The 18,081-nt window shown below is 44.5% G+C and carries 18 protein-coding genes; 10 read left to right on the plus strand and 8 right to left on the minus strand.

Annotation, left to right across the window (positions count from 1 at the left end; genetic code table 11):
* Positions 1–30: 30 nt before the first annotated feature.
* Positions 31–549: a pyroglutamyl-peptidase I family protein gene (locus QT973_RS08715; RefSeq protein WP_333211881.1), complete on the minus strand. Its 519-nt coding sequence runs from the start codon at positions 547–549 to the stop codon at positions 31–33.
* A 46-nt stretch (positions 550–595) separates the two neighbouring features.
* On the opposite strand from QT973_RS08715, the gene hisH reads away from it, so the two are divergent.
* From hisH to QT973_RS08750, 7 genes are all read left to right on the plus strand, one after another.
* A complete protein-coding gene (gene hisH, locus QT973_RS08720) occupies positions 596–1,231 on the plus strand; it encodes an imidazole glycerol phosphate synthase subunit HisH (protein ID WP_333056843.1) in 636 nt (211 codons plus the stop codon).
* A gap of 156 nt (positions 1,232–1,387) precedes the next feature.
* Positions 1,388–1,930, plus strand: coding sequence for a 16S rRNA (guanine(966)-N(2))-methyltransferase RsmD (rsmD, locus tag QT973_RS08725; RefSeq protein ID WP_333233887.1), 543 nt, complete (start codon positions 1,388–1,390; stop codon positions 1,928–1,930).
* A 526-nt stretch (positions 1,931–2,456) separates the two neighbouring features.
* Positions 2,457–3,917, plus strand: a complete 1,461-nt coding sequence (gene glmM, locus QT973_RS08730) for a phosphoglucosamine mutase (protein WP_333056904.1) — start codon at positions 2,457–2,459, stop codon at positions 3,915–3,917.
* A gap of 196 nt (positions 3,918–4,113) precedes the next feature.
* On the plus strand, positions 4,114–5,100 hold the full coding sequence (hpsN, locus tag QT973_RS08735; protein WP_333056847.1) for a hormogonium polysaccharide biosynthesis glycosyltransferase HpsN: 987 nt from the start codon (positions 4,114–4,116) through the stop codon (positions 5,098–5,100).
* A gap of 175 nt (positions 5,101–5,275) precedes the next feature.
* The gene (hpsO, locus tag QT973_RS08740; protein ID WP_333391187.1) at positions 5,276–6,445 is read left to right on the plus strand and encodes a hormogonium polysaccharide biosynthesis glycosyltransferase HpsO; all 1,170 of its coding nucleotides are present in this window, start codon (positions 5,276–5,278) and stop codon (positions 6,443–6,445) included.
* A 41-nt stretch (positions 6,446–6,486) separates the two neighbouring features.
* Positions 6,487–6,834: a hypothetical protein gene (locus QT973_RS08745; RefSeq protein WP_333056849.1), complete on the plus strand. Its 348-nt coding sequence runs from the start codon at positions 6,487–6,489 to the stop codon at positions 6,832–6,834.
* The gene (locus QT973_RS08750) at positions 6,831–7,010 is read left to right on the plus strand and encodes a hypothetical protein (RefSeq protein ID WP_333056850.1); all 180 of its coding nucleotides are present in this window, start codon (positions 6,831–6,833) and stop codon (positions 7,008–7,010) included. The genes QT973_RS08745 and QT973_RS08750 overlap by 4 nt, the downstream gene beginning before the upstream one ends.
* Before the next feature lie 155 nt (positions 7,011–7,165).
* Here QT973_RS08750 and QT973_RS08755 read toward each other — a convergent pair whose 3' ends face one another.
* Together QT973_RS08755 and QT973_RS08760 are read right to left on the minus strand one after the other, a co-directional pair.
* Complete coding sequence (locus QT973_RS08755) at positions 7,166–7,798, minus strand: RloB family protein (RefSeq protein ID WP_333233884.1); 633 nt, start codon at positions 7,796–7,798, stop codon at positions 7,166–7,168.
* Entirely contained in the window at positions 7,791–9,122 is a 1,332-nt protein-coding gene (locus tag QT973_RS08760; protein ID WP_333056852.1) for an ATP-binding protein, read from the minus strand. Before QT973_RS08760 ends, QT973_RS08755 begins: the two co-directional genes overlap by 8 nt.
* Positions 9,123–9,134: 12 nt before the next feature.
* Here QT973_RS08760 and hpsP point away from each other — a divergent pair, with 12 nt between their 5' ends.
* Positions 9,135–10,313, plus strand: a complete 1,179-nt coding sequence (gene hpsP, locus QT973_RS08765; protein ID WP_333233883.1) for a hormogonium polysaccharide biosynthesis glycosyltransferase HpsP — start codon at positions 9,135–9,137, stop codon at positions 10,311–10,313.
* A gap of 96 nt (positions 10,314–10,409) precedes the next feature.
* Here the strand turns inward: hpsP and QT973_RS08770 are convergent, their stop codons facing one another.
* From QT973_RS08770 to QT973_RS08780, 3 genes are all read right to left on the minus strand, one after another.
* Positions 10,410–10,976 (minus strand): TerD family protein, encoded by a 567-nt coding sequence (locus QT973_RS08770; RefSeq protein ID WP_333233882.1) that lies wholly within the window; start codon positions 10,974–10,976, stop codon positions 10,410–10,412.
* A 227-nt stretch (positions 10,977–11,203) separates the two neighbouring features.
* Entirely contained in the window at positions 11,204–11,629 is a 426-nt protein-coding gene (locus QT973_RS08775; protein WP_333056855.1) for a DUF4359 domain-containing protein, read from the minus strand.
* Positions 11,630–11,981: 352 nt separating this feature from the next.
* A complete protein-coding gene (locus QT973_RS08780; protein ID WP_333056905.1) occupies positions 11,982–12,947 on the minus strand; it encodes a M48 family metallopeptidase in 966 nt (321 codons plus the stop codon).
* A 226-nt stretch (positions 12,948–13,173) separates the two neighbouring features.
* Here QT973_RS08780 and QT973_RS08785 point away from each other — a divergent pair, with 226 nt between their 5' ends.
* The gene (locus QT973_RS08785) at positions 13,174–13,725 is read left to right on the plus strand and encodes an acireductone dioxygenase (protein ID WP_333056857.1); all 552 of its coding nucleotides are present in this window, start codon (positions 13,174–13,176) and stop codon (positions 13,723–13,725) included.
* 213 nt (positions 13,726–13,938) lie between these two features.
* Here the strand turns inward: QT973_RS08785 and QT973_RS08790 are convergent, their stop codons facing one another.
* The gene (locus QT973_RS08790) at positions 13,939–15,558 is read right to left on the minus strand and encodes an NAD(P)/FAD-dependent oxidoreductase (protein ID WP_333374879.1); all 1,620 of its coding nucleotides are present in this window, start codon (positions 15,556–15,558) and stop codon (positions 13,939–13,941) included.
* A gap of 230 nt (positions 15,559–15,788) precedes the next feature.
* Between QT973_RS08790 and QT973_RS08795 the strand changes: the two genes are divergently transcribed.
* Positions 15,789–16,394: a chorismate lyase gene (locus tag QT973_RS08795; protein WP_333056859.1), complete on the plus strand. Its 606-nt coding sequence runs from the start codon at positions 15,789–15,791 to the stop codon at positions 16,392–16,394.
* Between the two features lie 313 nt (positions 16,395–16,707).
* Here QT973_RS08795 and QT973_RS08800 read toward each other — a convergent pair whose 3' ends face one another.
* Complete coding sequence (locus tag QT973_RS08800; RefSeq protein WP_333056860.1) at positions 16,708–18,006, minus strand: cytochrome P450; 1,299 nt, start codon at positions 18,004–18,006, stop codon at positions 16,708–16,710.
* Positions 18,007–18,081: the final 75 nt, after the last annotated feature.

Below are 18,081 nucleotides of genomic sequence, written 5' to 3' on the forward strand. Positions count from 1 at the left end.
GGACGCCCATCCCAATTTCAAGAGTGGAAGTTATTTAATTCTCATTCCTAAGCGGCGTATAATTAATAAAAAATCGGCGACAATTTTGTCGGCATTTTCTTCTGTCAAAATTGGTACGTGTACGAAAATACATTTAGCGGGTATTTGAGAATCGCAAATATGTTTTAAAACCGCATAATATAGGGCTTCACATACAAATTTTCCGGCTTCGTGGCTGATTTCTGTTGCAGCTAAATCAGCGACTAGCGGTTCGAGATTAACTGCTGTTTTCAGAATGTCGCGATCGCAGCAAGCGCAAGATTCTACGGTTAATTTTTGCCGACTTTCGGCCATGCCGCAGCAGATAATAGTGTCGGGTTGGAGTTGGTTGATTTGGGCGATCGCCAAATTCGGTGCTAGCTGGAAATCTACTGGCAGTTTCCTCAAAAAAGTCAGGGAATCAGGCAAAGATTTGATTTGGGAAATCTTGGCTAATAAGTCGTCCGAAGAGTTGGATTTCTGATGGGGAAGCCAAGTATCAAATGAGGTTAGCAGGATTTTCGTAGTCATATTTGTGCAATAATACTGATATTGATCATATAAGGCAAGTAAGTCAATGTCTGTCATTGCAGTAGTGGACTATGACATGGGCAATCTGCACTCGGTCTGTAAAGGCTTGGAAAATGTGGGTGCAGTGCCAAAAATTACAGATTCTCCTGCTATAATCGAGCAGGCTGATGCGGTGGTTTTGCCGGGAGTTGGTTCGTTTGACCCGGCAATGCAGAATTTACGATCGCGCAATTTGATAGAACCGATAAAAAGGGCGATCGCCTCGGGAAAACCTTTTTTAGGCATTTGTTTGGGTTTGCAAATTCTGTTTGAAAGTTCCGAAGAAGGTGTAGAACCGGGATTGGGCGTAATTGCCGGAAAAGTGCGCCGATTTCGGTCGGAACCGGGTTTGACAATTCCCCACATGGGATGGAATCAATTGCAATTAACTCAAGCGGATTTGCCGCTGTGGCAAAATTTACCGTCCGATCCTTGGGTGTATTTCGTGCATTCTTTTTATGTCGATCCAGTTGAGTCGGAAGTGCGATCGGCAATTGTGACTCACGGCAGTCAAAACGTGACGGCGGCTATCGCTAAAGACAATTTGATGGCCGTGCAATTTCACCCGGAAAAGTCTTCGAGTACGGGATTGCAAATGCTGTCAAATTTTGTCAGTCTGGTGAGGGAAAAAGTAGCGGCTTAGGGGATTTGTGCAAAACCCGGTTTGTTGTATAAACCGGGTGTTTATAGTTTTAAATGATATTAGTTTCAATAAATAATGCAACTGTAAGTCTGCACCAAATTCATATTTAGTCAGTCATCCCCAATCTAAAATCTAAAATCTAAAATCTAAAATTGTATGAGCCTGAGAATCAGTGGCAATCGCCAAATCAAAACCCTGCCGGGACTCGCAACTCGCCCTACACCTTCGCGAGTTAGAGAAGCTTTATTTAATATTTGGCAAGGGACGATCGCAGATTGCAGATGGCTTGACATTTGTACCGGCAGTGGTTCGATGGGTGCAGAAGCTTTGTGTCGTCAAGCCGCGAGTGTCACTGGCATCGAACAGTCGGCGAAAGCTTGTGCGATTATCCGCCAAAACTGGGAGCAAGTAGCAGACTCATCCCAAACCTTCCAAATATTGCGGGGAAACGCGACGGCGAAGTTGGCGGCACTAGCGGGGCAGCAGTTCGATCGCATTTACTTCGATCCGCCCTACGCCAGCGACTTGTACGAACCGGTGTTAAACGCGATCGCCAGCCAAGAAATGCTAGCACTCCTCGGCGAAATCGCGATCGAACACAGCCCGGAGCGATCGACACAAGCGATTTCCGGCCTAGAAATTTGCCGCCACAAAGTATACGGCAATACAGCATTAACCTTCTATACCCGCAGTGGCTGACAGGCTCAAACAGCAGCAGCGTCAATCGATTTTAGATTTTAGATTTTAGATTTTAGATTGACTTGCGCGAGACAAATGCTCTTTGTTGAGGATTTTCGAGTTGAGATTTTGGATTGATTCCACGGATAAATCACGTGGCGGGTATCATCAACTCACATCTTGCACCATTCTCAAGAACAGGCTTTCCGGCCTGTTGCACAAAGAGTCGATTTTCTTGTGGAACAGGCCGGAAAGCCTGTTCATAAAAGCTTATTGAGAATGGTGCAAGATATAAGATCGAGAAATTCGCGGTCACGCCTGGAGGCAGAAAGAAACCGGGTTTCCGGGCGTGGGCGCCCCCAGGACTAAAAGTTTTTCCCTTGGATACAATACAAATTTTTCCGATGAAGTTAAGCTTTGTGCGTAGGTTGTCAGAGCAAGTTGCCTCAGCAATTGACGAAATAAATGAAGTTTAGGCTGAAAATAAAGACTTTCAGTTGTAACATGAACCCAAAGTGTGAGTGTGAATATTCCTAAAGGAGTGAATATGGTTCAGACACCTTCGCGCCCTCGTGGCAGCGAGTTTCCGGCTGCTAACTCGGTACAGCCAGTCAAACGCGATACGATTCTGCTGGGAGATAGCCTCCCCCTGCCCAATACCAAACTCTTCGGCACAGACGGCATTCGCGGGAAAGTTGGAGAATTGCTGAATGCACCCCTAGCCCTGCAAGTGGGCTTCTGGGCTGGACAAGTTCTACGCCAAAATTCCCCCAACCAGGGCCCTGTGATTTTGGGACAAGACAGCAGGAATTCCAGCGATATGCTGGCAATGGCACTGTCAGCGGGTTTGACGGCCGCCGGTTTGGAAGTGTGGAATTTGGGATTGTGTCCCACTCCCTGCGTTGCTTATCTGGCAAGCGTTTCGGAGTCGGTCGGCGGAGTGATGATTTCGGCTTCTCACAATCCCCCAGAAGACAACGGCATTAAATTTTTCGGCTCAAACGGATCGAAGCTGTCGCAGCAGTTGCAGGAACAAATCGAAGCGGGAATCCGAGGGGCAAAGGTTCCAATTTCTAGCTTGGGTTGGGGACACCACTACCATCGCTCTGAGTTGGTTAAAGATTATGCCACTTCGCTCTGTGATTCGCTGCAACAGATGAATTTGGAGGGAATGCGGATAGTTTTGGATTTGGCTTGGGGGGCCGCTGCGGGTTTGGCGCCGGCGGTGTTCGCGCAAATGGGGGCGGATGTGATCTGTTTGCACGACTCTCCTGATGGATCTCGCATTAATGTTAACTGCGGTTCTACTCATCTCGACAGTTTGCAAGCGGCGGTTTTGGAACACAATGCCGATTTGGGCTTTGCTTTTGACGGCGATGCCGATCGAGTTTTGGGTGTTGACAACAAAGGTCGAACGATTGACGGCGATTACATTCTTTATCTGTGGGGCCGGCAGTTGCGCGACTCCCAACAGTTACCATCCAATTTAATTATTTCTACTGTAATGGCTAACCTCGGCTTCGAGCGAGCTTGGGAAGAATTGGGGGGCAAACTAACTAGAACCAACGTCGGAGATCAGTACGTTCACGCTGAAATGCAGCGCACTGGTGCGATGTTGGGCGGCGAACAGTCGGGACACATTCTTTGTCCGCATTACGGTATCAGCGGCGACGGTTTGCTGACGGCTTTGCATTTGGCTTCGCTGGTGCGCCAGTCCGGGGAATCTTTGGCACAATTGGTAAGTGGCAGTTTCCAAACTTATCCGCAGTTGTTGCGAAATATTCGGGTGGACGATCGCGAAAAACGCCTGAAATGGCACGAGTGCGAGGCAATGCAAAAGGCGATCGATCGTGCTACAACAGCAATGGGCGAACAGGGACGGGTTTTGGTTCGCGCTTCTGGCACTGAACCGCTAATCCGAGTTATGGTGGAAGCTGCCAGCGCCGAATTGGCTAATTTCTGGACTGAAAATTTAGTTTTAGCCGTTCAGCAACACATCGCTATCTGATGGAAAGGGGGACTTGCTAAAAGTTGTGAATTTTGAGTGTTGAGTTTTGAGTTGAAATCTTTGAATTCAAAATTCAGAAATCAAAATTTCTAACTATTAATTTCGATTTTTAATCAACTTCTCCAAAAATAACGAGTGGGGTAGGCAGGATGCCTACCCTTAACTTTATTTTCACTCAATTGTGTGATGATGATTGATGATGATTTCTGTTGTTATACCTACCTACAACCGCGAGCAACCTCTGCGAGAGACATTGGCTGATGCGATTGGGCAAAATTACCCAAATTTTGAAGTGCTAGTAATCGATCAAACTCGCACCCACGAATTGGAAACTCAAGTTTATTTAGAGGAATTGTCAAATGCTGGCAAAATTCGCTGGTTTCGGGTAGATTGGGCGAGTTTGCCTGGTGCTCGAAATTATGCAGTGCGACGCGCAGTTGGAGAGATTATTTTATTTATTGATGATGATGTACAATTGCCAGATGGTTTTTTGGCTGCTCACGCTGACAATTATTTAGAAAAACCCGATGTGGGATGTGTGGCGGGCAGGGTTTTTGACAGAATGAAACTCGATAATTCTGGAGGCGATTTGGCGATCGAATATTTGCCCTCAGAAGCGATGGATGCGGGCATTGCCTGGTATTTTATCGATTTGGTGCATACAGTCAAACCGCAGCAGGTGCTCTCGGCTAGAGGCTGCAATATGTCATTTCGCCGGCAGGTTTTTGCCGAATGGGGGCTGAGGTTTGATGAGCGGTTTGCAGGGAGTGCGGTGCGGGAGGAGTCGGATTTTTGTTTGAGATTGCGATCGACTGGCATGAAAATTTGGTACGATCCCAATGCCTGTTTAGTTCACTTGGGGGAAGAGATCGGGGGCTGTCACGATGTCAGCACGCGATCGATCGAGTATCAAGTCACATTTTATCACAACCATTTCCTCATGGGATTGAAAAATTTAACAGCCTTTCAATGCCTGCGATTTTTTGCCAAACTCTTTGACTGCCACGTTTTGGGAAATCCACCTTGTTATAAAAGCACCTCGCCCCTTAAAATTATAACTAGATTTGCTTTTTATATCCTGGGTTTTCTCAGTGCTATAAATACACTAATTCAATCTCTGTGGAATGATGGACAAAGTTATAGCCATCAAGACAAGATTAACGAGAATACCAATTTAATGTGAAGTTGCATCTATTTCGAGCCCCCTAAATCCCCCTTAATAAGGGGAGTAGGGGTTGACTTTGACCAAGCTCTTGTCCCCCCCTTATTAAGGGGGGTTAGGGGGGATCAGATTCTATGCAGCCTCATATAAAATTGGTAGAAATAATTACCTATTCTCCATTCGCCTTTCCCAATAAATGAGAATTCTCGTGGCTAGTCACACCTATATTGTGGACATTAATCGGGAAAAATTCAAGATATTAGCCAACCTAGAACCCGATATTGAAGTAACAGTTGTAGTGCCGCAGCGTTGGAAACCGGGAGGCGTACAAAATAAAATTATAGAAACGCAATTTTATCAAAAAGGCTCATTTAAAGTAGTCCCCGTCTCCAACTTTAGTCAAAATAATCAAGGCTTGCTAACTTTTGGTCTAGATTTAATTGAAGTTCTGCAGAAAATTAAACCGCAGATAATTCAAGTTGAACAAGGTTCAAAATCTATTGCTTGCGCTCAGTTAATTTTACTAAATAAACTGCTAAAACTGGAAGCAAAAAATATATTATTTACTTGGTGGAATCTGCCTTATCAATTGAATTGGCCCGTTTCAGTCTTAGAAAATTACAATCTTCAGCACACCGACGGAATTATTGCAGGCAACCTAGATGGAGCAAAAATTTTGCGGCAGCGGGGCTATGAAGGTGCGGTAAAAGTAATGCCACAACTCGGAGTAGATGAAACTTTGTTTCGCCGCACTGGTAAAGACGCTGATTTATCGCGCAGGTTCGGTATTAAACCGACCGATTTTGTGGTAGGATTTGTAGGGCGATTTGTCGAAGAAAAAGGATTGTTGACTTTAGCTGAAGCCTTGGCAGGGTTGAAAAAAAGCTCTTGGAAGTGGCTGTTAGTTGGACAAGGAAAATTGCGGACGCACCTCGCCGAAAAATGTATTGAATGGGGAATCAGCGACAGAATAATTTGGGTAGAAAGCGTTTCCCACGAAGAAATCCCCCCCTACATTAACTTAATGAACTGTTTGGTATTGCCTTCGCAAACCAGCTATAAATTCAAAACTTTGACCACTGTGGGCTGGAAAGAACAATTCGGTCACGTTTTAATTGAAGCGATGGCTTGTCACATTCCGGTTATTGGTTCCGACTGCGGGGAAATTCCCCACGTCATCGGCGATGCGGGGTTATTATTCCCAGAAGGAAATGCAGGGGTTTTGCGAGAGTGTTTGCAGAAATTGATGGAGCGGCGGGACTTGGCGGCCGATTTGGGCGATCGGGGTTATCATAGAGCGATGAGCAATTATACTAATCAAGCTTTAGCTGAGCAGTTATTGGAATTCTACAAAGAATTGTTGTAACTTTTAGCTATAATGCAAGTGTTAAATAAAAACTGTAGTAAATGTCTATTCCTCCCGACATACGCTCTTTGATTAACGAACTCTACCAGGTATTAGACGATAGCGAGCGCCAAGCAACGCAGGGACTTTTTGCACTTAGAAGAGCCATGTCTCTTTTTCCCCAGAATGAAATACTGATGCAATACTTTTCTTCCATCACCAATTTTCAATTCAACGTAGCAGGTACTCGCTTACAAGCAGAGCACATTGTGGGCAATGTATTGATGGCTGGTGTGCCCGATGAAGATGTTCAAAAAGCAGGAGATTATTTAGCAGCCTTGCTAAAGATGGCTCCCGAATCGAGAATTATGATTGACAAAGTAGTGGAGAGATTAGAAGCATTGCCATGAAACAATTACCAGATGAAAGCCTACTCCAGGAAATCCTGGAAATTGTGAAAGCTGCGGAAGCCAAAGCCAGTGAAATGTATGAATTTTCCAAGACAATGGCTCACAATACCCAAATTACAGCCACAAAAAGAGAGGAAGCTGAACAGCTAGACGGGCAGCCTTTTGCAGATAGATAATTAAATTTGTAATGGGAGATGTTGGTATGTTGATTTAAATAACTATCCCTGATGCGGATTCTCCAAATTATCCCCTCAATTTCTCTCGTCTACGAAAGTTGCAGGGCTTACGCATGGGGCGGCTAGAAACCCGGTTTCTACGACTTTCTCCCTCATCAATCAGGAATAAAACTGTTAAGTTCTTCGACTAGCAAATGTACTGTTGTTGAAGGATTGTCCGTTTCAGGGTTGGGGCGATCGTATTCCTGTAAAAGCCGTTTTGCGTGTTTAATTGCATCCTGCTGTCTGTCTTTTAGTTCCTCATAAATCGTCTCGCTGTTTTTCTTATACTCGTGTCCCAATAACTTGGTTAGCATATTTTGATAATCCTGGCGAGAAATTCCCGTATTATAAAAATGGAAGTGCAGCAAATACCACAATTCAAAAGCATCATTTGAATAAGCTACGTCAATGCCGTTATTTCTTGCAAGAGTTATGGCTGAATTAAAATTTTGCGAGTCGTTAGGATTTTTAGGGTTTTTATCGCGATCGAACACGCACCAAAATCGGTCTTTTTCGTCGGATTCTGTGTCGTTTTTTAACTCAATAGCTTTTTCTACTAAACTCTTCGTATTTTTTCCTTCTCCTTTGATATCCAGCTTAATTACATTTGTGTCTACCGGGAAACTTCTAAAATAGTTGGGTTCTGTTTTCTCACCTTCGCACACGATTAAAAACCATCTTCTAGTTTTAACCTTTCTATTGTAGTAATCAATATTTGTTCTTCTAGACGAACTTTTTTTATTCATGAAGTTCACCTATTAGTTCTTTAAAATTACCAATAAAAGGGATAGCGCCATACTTGCCGATAATGTAATCGCGCTCGAATGAGGCATCTTTTCCGACTTTATACTCTACCAAAGAGTACAAATCAGTAGCGCCTTTGTTGTCTTTTTCGGTAAACCATATTTGATCTTTGCGAAAACTTTTACTACTGAGCAAGTTTGTGTCGTGTGTAGTGAATATAAGCTGTGCGTTGTGCGGATTAGTCTCGTTAGAATTGAATAAGCAGATTAATTCGCGAGTAATCAGCGGATGTAGTCTGGCATCAAGTTCATCAATTAATAAAATTTTTCCTGTTCTTAAAGTATCCAGGAGAATGCCTGCTAATGCAAATAGTTTGTTTGTCCCCTCGGATTCGTGCGTTTCGATATCAAATAATTCTATAGCAGCCTGTTTCCCATCAGCATCATATTTCCGGTGAACTGTTTTCACGCCTACTTCATATATACCGAACATAGCGGTTTTCTGGGAAATATACTTTTTGATTTGAATATCAGCAATCCCTAAGTCTAATTTCTTGATAAATTCAATAATATCATGTCTGTGGCGATCGTTCTCAAAAGACTCTAAAGTTTCCTCGCGGTATTGCCTATCTTGCAAGCCTGATATCAATTGCAAAGTTTTACTGAACCACAGCAATATTTTGCCAGAAATTTTACCATTAAATTGTGCGACTACAGAAAGAAATAAAGCATTACTTCGGGTTTTATCGCTAATGCCTTGTCCCTCTGGGAAATCATCTAATATATAATTATCAAAATCCCGTTCAAAAAGCATTTTTTCTTGACTGTCATCAGCTTGAAATAGCCACTCAGAAACAACTTCCCGCGCGTTCACATCAAAACCGTACCTAAAAGTTTTGTCTTCTAGTAGAAAAACGATTTCAAAGAAAGACGGCTCTTTTTCTGTCTCCGTACTTAGCCTGAATGCTTCAATATCGATCGCGTCTGAAACTTGCGTTTCTTTGGATGAGTTTAGGACAAACCATTTCATAAAGTTAATAGCAGCAACAATGTTGCTCTTACCACTGGCGTTAGCTCCATAAATAGCAGCACTTTTGAGTAAGCTTAACTTATCATTAATTTGGAATACATTATTTTCATCCAGCTCTTTGTCTTCCTCAGTAATTGACGAGGCTACCATGCTGAGGGTGACAGTTTCTTTAAAAGATTTGTAGTTGCCGACGCTGAATCCAATCAGCATAACTTGCCTCCGATCGCCTAAATTAGTATAACGTGCAAATTTTGCAATTCTTTCTATGATAACACAACCAGCTACCTCAGCTAACACCAAGTGCTAACCATGCGGATTCTCCAAATTATCCCCTCAATTTCCCTCGTCTACGGCGGGCCAAGTCAAATGGTACTCGGACTTTCTGCAGCCCTGGCTTCTCGAGGTATTGATGTCACAATTATCACCACAGATTCTAACGGAGATATCGGTCAAATTCCCTTAGATGTTCCTCTGAATGAACCAATACAACAAAACGGCTATCAGATTATTTATTTCCGCTGTTATCCCTGGCGCAGATATAAATTTTCTCTCTCGTTATTGCAGTGGTTAAATGAAAACGCGCGACAATTTGACCTCGCCCACATTCACGCTCTTTTTTCGCCAGTAACTACCTTTGCGGCCACAATTGCTAGATATCACAAGTTGCCATATATTATGCGTCCCTGCGGTATGCTTGACCCTGCCGATTTGCAGAAAAAAAAGCGCTTGAAACAGATTTATGCAGCAGTTTTAGAACGCCCTAATTTAGCAGGGGCAGCCGCAATTCATTTCACAAGTAAAGAAGAGGCTAAAATCTCAGAAAGATTTGGTTTGGGTAGCACAGGCAAGATGCCTGTGCCACGGGATTTGGTGATTCCATTGGGGGTGACAGCAGGTTTGTTTCCTAAGAGATTGCGGGAATCTGAAGTGCCAATTATCTTATTTATGTCGCGGATTGAACCTAAAAAAGGGCTTGATTTGTTAATTCCAGCATTAGAAAGTATTTTGGCATTGGGCATAGAGTTTCACTTTATTTTAGCTGGATCAAATCCCCAAGATGCTGAGTATGAAACACAAATTAAAGTACAAATTCAGAATTCAAGCTTAGCAAAATACACAACAATAACTGGCTTTGTGAGCGGTGATTTAAAAGTTGAACTATTGACAAAAGCCGACTTATTTGTATTGCCTTCTTATTACGAAAACTTTGGCATTGCTGTAGCAGAAGCAATGACCGCGGGTGTACCTGTCGCCATTTCCGATCGCATACATATTGCGGAAGACATACAGCAAGCAGAAGCTGGTTGGGTAGAACCTTTGGAAATAGGGGCGATCGCCCATTCAATCAAATCAGCACTTCTCAATCCACAGGAACGTCAACGCCGGGGATTGAACGGCCAAGAGTACGCAAGAAAGCATTATAACTGGGAGGCGATCGCCCAACAAACTATCGATGCTTACCAGCAAATTTTGTCATCTATTAACTAATGCAACAGCCGTTTACCTTTTACTTTTTCTCCTGCTGCGAGTTCTTGTGCTGCTGCTATCAGAATATGCAGGCGAGATTTTTTCATCGCTGCTATTTTAGCTGCAATACTTATCAACAAAACTCTGCAATCCTGCCTGATATCCTGCTCCTACAGCCTGAAATCTCCACTCTCCATTCTTTCTATACAAACGACCAAATTCTACAGCAGTCTCTCGCGAAAAATTCTCTTTTAATTCATACCGAACAAGTTCGCTTCCCGTATCCAAATTGGTAATTTTGATAAAAGCATTTTTGATATTGCTAAAATTTGCCTTAATTTTATCTGCTTCGTGAATAGTGACCACAAAAGTTATTTCCTCAATTTCAAGATTAACTCTTTCTAAGATAACGCCGTAAATAGTCTTATTTTCTTGACTTCGGTTGTTTTTTTCAAGAATCGATTGCAGTAACGAACTGTCATACGATTGCAGATTATTGTAAAAGATAAAATATTTATCGTTAGGTATTTTGCCGTCAGCACCTAGCATAAACGCCGAGACATCAATATCGTAGCTTTGTCCTGCCTCTGTCACCTGCCAACCGAGGGCGATCGCCATTTTTTTTATACCGGGCGCTTCTTTAGAAATATTAAATCTCTCACCCTTACTTAATTGCATTGCCATCTGCTTATTTGTTAAACATCAAACTTTATAGCGTTAATGTTAATATTAAGTGGGACAATAACTTTTCTTCTTTAAGAAAACTTAATATTTGGTCTCTAATAGTTGGCATCATTAAAAATATGTGCTATTGCTCTCCGAATTTATTGAGATTTACTGAGAGAGAATTACGTAAGCAAAAACCGGGCTTTCTAAAAAACCCGGTTTCGGCAATTGAACTTAATTTGACTCTACTTTTGAGCATTTTCTGAACTAGGTGGCAGCGTCACAAAATTACCAAAAGCTCCAACCGTTTGATAGCTTTTTTTGCCTAGTTCAGTTGTGTAAATACTGACCACACCTAAATTTTGACGCTGCGTTGTATTGTCGAGCAAGCTTTCGATCGTGCCCCGCTGCGAAGTCAGTAAATTCTTGCAACTGCCGATCAAAGTATCTGTAATGCCGCCCAAAGCTTTCGGCACGCGAGAATCTTTGCACACAGTGTTTTCCAACTCGGTTTGGAGTACGCCGGAAGCATAAGTTAGGTATTGATCTCTCGCAGGATTTGTAAATGCCATGCCGGCGGCTAGAAGAGTAAGGGCGATCGCGACTTTTCCCACATTGCCGAAAAAATTAGAAGTTGGTTTGTTAGTATTCATTGCGTTATCAATATTCATTTTTTTTAGCCCCGTTGATTTATAAGCTTCTCTTGATTTAAACTACACCTCCTCAGAAACAGATTTCCGAAAGGAGGGGACAGTTTTTAGATTGGAGGCCAGTTGCGAGTAAGGAATGAGAATTAAATAACTTCCACTCTTGAAAGTGGGATGGGCGTCCCGCCCATCCGTTTTGGACGGGCGGGACGCCCATCCCACAATAACAATTAAAATTGTAAGTTATTTAATTCGCGATCCTAAGTCTCTCACTGGTTTACCTTCCTTTTACGTTTCCCCCTCCCTCAAATCCGGTAAATCTTCCACAAAACATTAGCTTGTCCCCAGGCTCTGCCTGGGGACGAGGAATTTAAACTTAGTTTCGCTTTGATTTTTGCCGATCGATCTCCCGCTGCAACTCTTCAATCTGACGGCGCAAAGCCTCCGTCTCGCTGTTAGGCGCTTGGGACTTGACATCAACCGCACCCTCAGCTACAGCCCGCTTGTAGTTCCCCAGCTTAATTTGGCGGTATTCCTCGGAACTTGCCCAGTCTCGCAAATACCGCAGGCGTTCCACGGGGAAAGGGTGACTCAGCATCACGCCCTGACCGCCGTTGTAAAGTAAAAACTTATACACTTGGTTGAGATTGTCTCGATCGAGCTCTTGATAGTTGTCAGACTGGCGGATAAATTCTTGCAAACTGCATTGGTCAGCATATTTACTGCTAACTCCCGCAAGTTTCATCATCGTCTTCATCACACTGTTCAAGTCATCCGTTACCAACAAAGCCGCCCGGTCTCCCGACAATTCAGCCTTGCGGCGCCACTCGTAAAAAGCGAAAATTAAACCGCTACCGACCATATTTCCCAGCCCGAAAGTCATCTCCCCAATTGTCGATGCGACGCTCATCGCCCACATCGCCATTTGATTTAAAGTTGGATGACCGCATTTAATGTGTCCCAACTCGTGAGCCAAGACTACCCGCAGTTCCGCCTCGTCCAACAAGTCTAAAAGACCAGTGTTTAATACTACATAAGGTTGGTTTTTTCCCAGGGCATAGCTGTTAACTGAGGGATTCTGAGAAACAAACAAACCCGGTTCTGGAAAAACATCTAAAGCCTGCACGCACTCCCGAAATATATGATAAATGCTGGCATATTGGCGAGGCCCGACTTGAATGCTATTTCCCATTAGGTAAACGAATTGCGGTCGTTCGTAGACAAATTCTACAAATTTGCCGGCAATTAAGTCAAATCCAGGCACGCTGCGTAACGCTTCCTCAGCTTGGCGATCGAGGGGATGCTGAAATGCTTCGCTAGAAATTCCCGTATAAGTAGGCATAGTTGTTGCAAAAGTTACATTTAAGATATCAGTAATGCCATCGCTGCTGGTGCTAGCTAGCGCCTGACTTATCAATGTTATCGCGACAAATATTGAACTGTTGTGGAACAGGGCGGAAAGCCTGTTCAAATTAGCGTTAAAATTGTGAATCTGGTACAGGCGCGATCGACAAACATCTTTCACAGTGCCTGTGTATCGCCTCACCCAAAAATTGGAACGTGCAAAAATGGCTATCCTGCAACTCGAAAACGGTACAACCTACACTCAACAAAGCGACATTACCCGAGAACTCGCTTCCTTAAACATTCAACTCAACCGCTGGCCCGTGGGTGACAGCGCTGAAATTCAAAATTTGTTAGCTAAAGATGCTCTTGACGACAATCAAAAAGAGCAAGTGTTGCAAGCCCTCGACAGTTACTTTCAACAGTTGTCGGAAAGTGCAGGCTATCAGGATCGCGACTTAATTGTACTGCACCCAGACATTCCCAACCTCGACACCTTGCTGTCCAAATTCAACAAGTGCCACATCCACGCCGATGATGAAGTCCGCTATATCGTAGCAGGGGAAGGCATTTTCGGCTTCGTCCGGCCCGACGGCAGCCAAGTCGAACTCACAGTGCAGCCAGAAGAATTTATCAACGTGCCGGCGAATACAGAACACTGGTTTTATTTGACAGCATCCCGGAAAATTAAAGCGGTTCGCTATTTTACCACCAAAGAAGGCTGGACGCCGGAGTATACCGATACGGAAATTCGATCGCGTTTAGCTGCTGTTTGAACTGAGATGTTGCACCATTCTCAATAAGCTTTTTATGAACAGGCTTTCCGGCCTGTTCCACAAAGAGTGAATTTTATTGTGGAACAGGCCGGAAAGCCTGTTCTTGAGAATGATGCAAGATGTGAGTTTCGATGCGTAAGTCCCGCAGTTGACGGTTGACAGTTGACGGTTGACGGCAATCTTCAAATCATCTAAAAATCCTCAAATCCCGCATCAAACTTTGTGATTTACAGATCGCAATATGCTCAAAGCAACCGCCTCCGCCACCTTAATCCCATCAATCCCCGCCGACAGGATTCCACCCGCATATCCTGCACCTTCCCCAGCAGGATAAAGGCCTTCTGTATTCAAACTCTGATAATCTTCCCTGCGTTTAATCCGAATTGGTGAAGAAGTGCGCGTTTCCACCCCAGTCAAAACCGCCTCATCCATCGCAAATCCTTTAATCTGTTTGTCAAAAGCCGGAAGTGCTTCGCGGATAGCTGCGATCGCATAATCTGGCAAACTTTCGCTCAAATCAGTCATCACAACTCCCGGCGTATAAGACGGCTGCACACTGCCTAGCGCCGTGGAAGGGCGATTCGCCAAAAAATCACCCACAAGCTGCCCAGGGGCGTTGTAAGTGCCACCTCCTAACTCAAATGCCCGTTCTTCTAGGCGACGTTGAAACTCAATTCCTGCTAAGGGATGACCCGGATAATCCTCCGGCGTGATACCCACCACAATCCCGCTGTTAGCATTGCGTTCATTGCGAGAATATTGACTCATCCCATTAGTAACCAGTCGCCCCGGTTCTGACGCAGCCGCCACTACCAAACCACCGGGACACATACAGAAACTATATACAGAACGATTGTTTTGGCAATGGTGAACCAGTTTGTAATCTGCGGCACCCAAAAGCTTATGGCCCGCCCGATCGCCAAAACGACAGCGATCGATGATACTTTGGGGATGTTCGACCCGAAAACCAATGGAAAAAGGTTTAGGTTCGATGTAAACCCCGCGCGAAAACAACATTTCAAAAGTATCGCGGGCGCTGTGTCCCACCGCCAGAACTATATAATTACTAGCAATATATTCTCCACTCGCGAGGGTAAGTCCCTGCACTTTTCCATTTTCGATGTGGATATCTTCTACACGAGTTTGAAACCTAATTTCTCCGCCTAATGATTCAATTTGGGCGCGAATACTTTGGACAATTCCCACCAGTTTGAACGTGCCAATATGCGGTTTATTAATATATACAATTTCTGGTGAAGCTCCCGCATTCACAAGTTCTGTCAGCACCTTGCGTCCATAATGCTGAGGATCTTTAACTTGGCTGTAGAGTTTGCCATCGGAAAAAGTACCCGCACCACCTTCGCCAAACTGGGCGTTAGATTCGGGGTTAAATTCTGCTTTTTTCTTCCAAAATCCAAAGGTATCAACTGTGCGATCGCGCACTGCTTTTCCGCGTTCTAAAAGGATAGGGCGAAACCCCATTTGTGCCAGCATCAGACCCGCAAACATACCGCACGGCCCTGTACCAATCACAATGGGGCGAATCGTCAAATTGCTAGGGGCTTGCGCTACATAGCGATAACTCGTGTCTGGTGTTACCATCACATGAGGATCTTTTTTGAAGCGCGCCAAAAGTTGCTTTTCCTGTGTCGTCTCTACATCCACAATATAGACAAGGAGGATTTCTGCTTTTTTACGAGCATCGTAGCTGCGCTTGAAGATGGAATAGCCGAGCAATTCTTCGGGGGGAATTTGCAGCTTTTTGAGGATTGCACTGGCGATCGCATCTTGAGGATGATCTAGGGGGAGTTTTATTTCGGTTATTCTTAACATATAGCAGAGGGAAGTTCGGCAACGGATTATATAACGGATGTCACGGATGTCACGGATGTCAGGAAGAAGGAAGAAGGAAGAAGGAAGAATAAAAATCCCGAACAGAAGTATTATAACTATTTCACTGGACATCCTATGGGCGATCGTCCTCGGTCGAGCAATTTTTGATTTTTGAGTGGATAATTGAAGAAGCGTTATAATAAACAAAAAATTAAGTTTTGTAAAGACCCTTGACTGCAACATTTACACCCAAAAACAGCCGCACCTGGCACGCTCTCAACCCCCTCTGGCAAGGAGCCGAAGACGCAGTACAGAAGGGTTTGCCCCACACCAAGCTCGCACCGGCATGGCAAATACTGCTCCTAGGCGACGGTTCCCCCACCCGTCACCTGCAACTGCTGACAGGGGAACCCACAGAAGTTGATGTGATCGATATGTCTTTAGTGGGTGAAGACGCAGACGGCGCGCCCCAGCAAATTGTCGCGGTTCCGGGGCCGCGCCTGCGCCGCCAGGTGTGGCTGCGGACTGCTTCGGGACAGCGCTTAGCCTATGCGACTTCTTGGTGGGAAGCGAGCCATGTAGACGAATATTTACAAAATAAATCTTTGCCAATTTGGGCTAGTTTAGCGAGGCTGCGGACAGAATTGTATCGCGATGTGCAGGGCATTTATTGCGGTGATTCGGTGGCCTTGGAGTCAGCTTTTGAACAGTCGGGGCCTTTTTGGGGGCGACACTATTTGTTTTGGCATCACGGGAAGCCATTGACTCTGATTTATGAGGTTTTTTCTCCTTATTTAACTAAGTATTTGGGGCCGATGCAATTGGATGTTGATTGAGACTGAGATATTGCACCATTATCAAGAACAGGCTTTCCGGCCTGTTCCACAAGAAAATTCACTCTTTGTGGAACAGGCCGGAAAGCCTGTTCATAAAAAGCTTATTGAGAATGGTGCAAGATATCAATCTCAACTGAAATGTTGCACCATTCTCAATAAGGCTTTCAGGGCGGGCTAGAAGCCCAACCCCTACTCCCCACAAGAAAATTCACCCGATTATGGAACAGGCATCTTGTGGCTTTCAGGGCGTTGCTCAGAGCAACCCCCCACAAGAAAATTTACCCGATTGTGGAACAGGCCGAAAAGCCTGTTCTTAAGAATAGTTCCGACGAAATTTTACTTGCAAACCGTCGCCGGGATGCGGAGTCGGTACTCTGATTAAATTCAAATCTTGATCCGGTAAAAGTTCCCATTCAAACTCCCGAACAATCTTTGCCGCAAACAACTTCATCTCTAACCGGGCAAATTCTTTGCCCAAACATTCTCGCAAACCGCCGCCAAAGGGTACGTAGCTGAACGGTTTAGGCGATCGATCCGAGCTAAATCGATCGGGGTCGAATCGATCGGGTTCGGGATAAACTGCGCTATCCTGATGCGTCTGATTGATTTGATAAAGTACCATCCAACCCTTGGGAATTTCGTAGCCACCGAACTCGCAATCATTAATTACCTGCCGAAAACCGCCTCCCACTGGTGGAACCAACCGCAGCACTTCTCGCATAACCTGCTCTAAATAAGTCATTTGTTTGAGTTCTTCCAAGGTTAGCGGTTCAGTTGCGGGGAACTGCTGCTGTTCGGCCCGTACTTTTGCCATCACATCGGGATTTTGAGCCAGGAGAAGGCAAAAAGAGGCGATCGCCGAAGTTAAAGTTTCGTGTCCCGCAAACAGCAGCAACAGCACTTGATCTTTTAACTCCTCCAAACTCAAACTATTTCCCTCTTCATCGCGGGCCGAAATCAGCAAACTCAAAGCATCATTGCCGCTAGGGGTTCCTTGCTGGCGATCTATAATAATCTTTTCAAGTTCTGCCAACAGCAGCTTTCGGCACTTTTTCGCCTTGCCAAACTGACTCCAAGGCACATCTAAAGGAATCGAAAATAAACCATTGCACCACGTTTCAAAATAATGTCCTAGCGCCGTTTCCGAACCATTATCAATCCCTACTAACAACTTACCCGCAACATCAAAAGTATAATTTCTCAGTTCGGGATACCAAGTCAGCGTTTCCATTTTTGCCCATTTTTCCAAATAGCGCTGAGTGATATCTTCCATCGCGCCGATGTAGCCTGCTAAAGCTCGCGACCCAAACGCTTGGTACAGCAACTTGCGCCGATTTTGGTGGTTAGCACCCGTTTGCAACGCCAAAGAAAGCGGCCCTAAAAGCGCTTTCGTGCTGGCAGGCCAAGTCACAGCAAAATATTGGTTTTCATTGCTTAAAACAAACAAATTAGCCTCTTGGCCACACACAAACACGGTAGGCTGTCCGAAAATGCTGGTTTTGAAAAGGGGCCCGTACTGCTGGTGGCGTTTTTTGGCAAATTGGGAATCTTGCAAAAAGTTGATAGTATCGCCAATTAGGGGTAAACCAAAACTGCCGGGAGGTAATGCCATTTTAGATTTTAGATTTTAGATTTTAGATTTTTAATATCATATCAATTTTAGTTGGAGGGTGGGCAATACGCAGCA

The organism is Microcoleus sp. Z1_A1, from assembly GCF_036700305.1.
In the GTDB taxonomy this organism is placed as follows: Bacteria; Cyanobacteriota; Cyanobacteriia; order Cyanobacteriales; family Microcoleaceae; genus Microcoleus.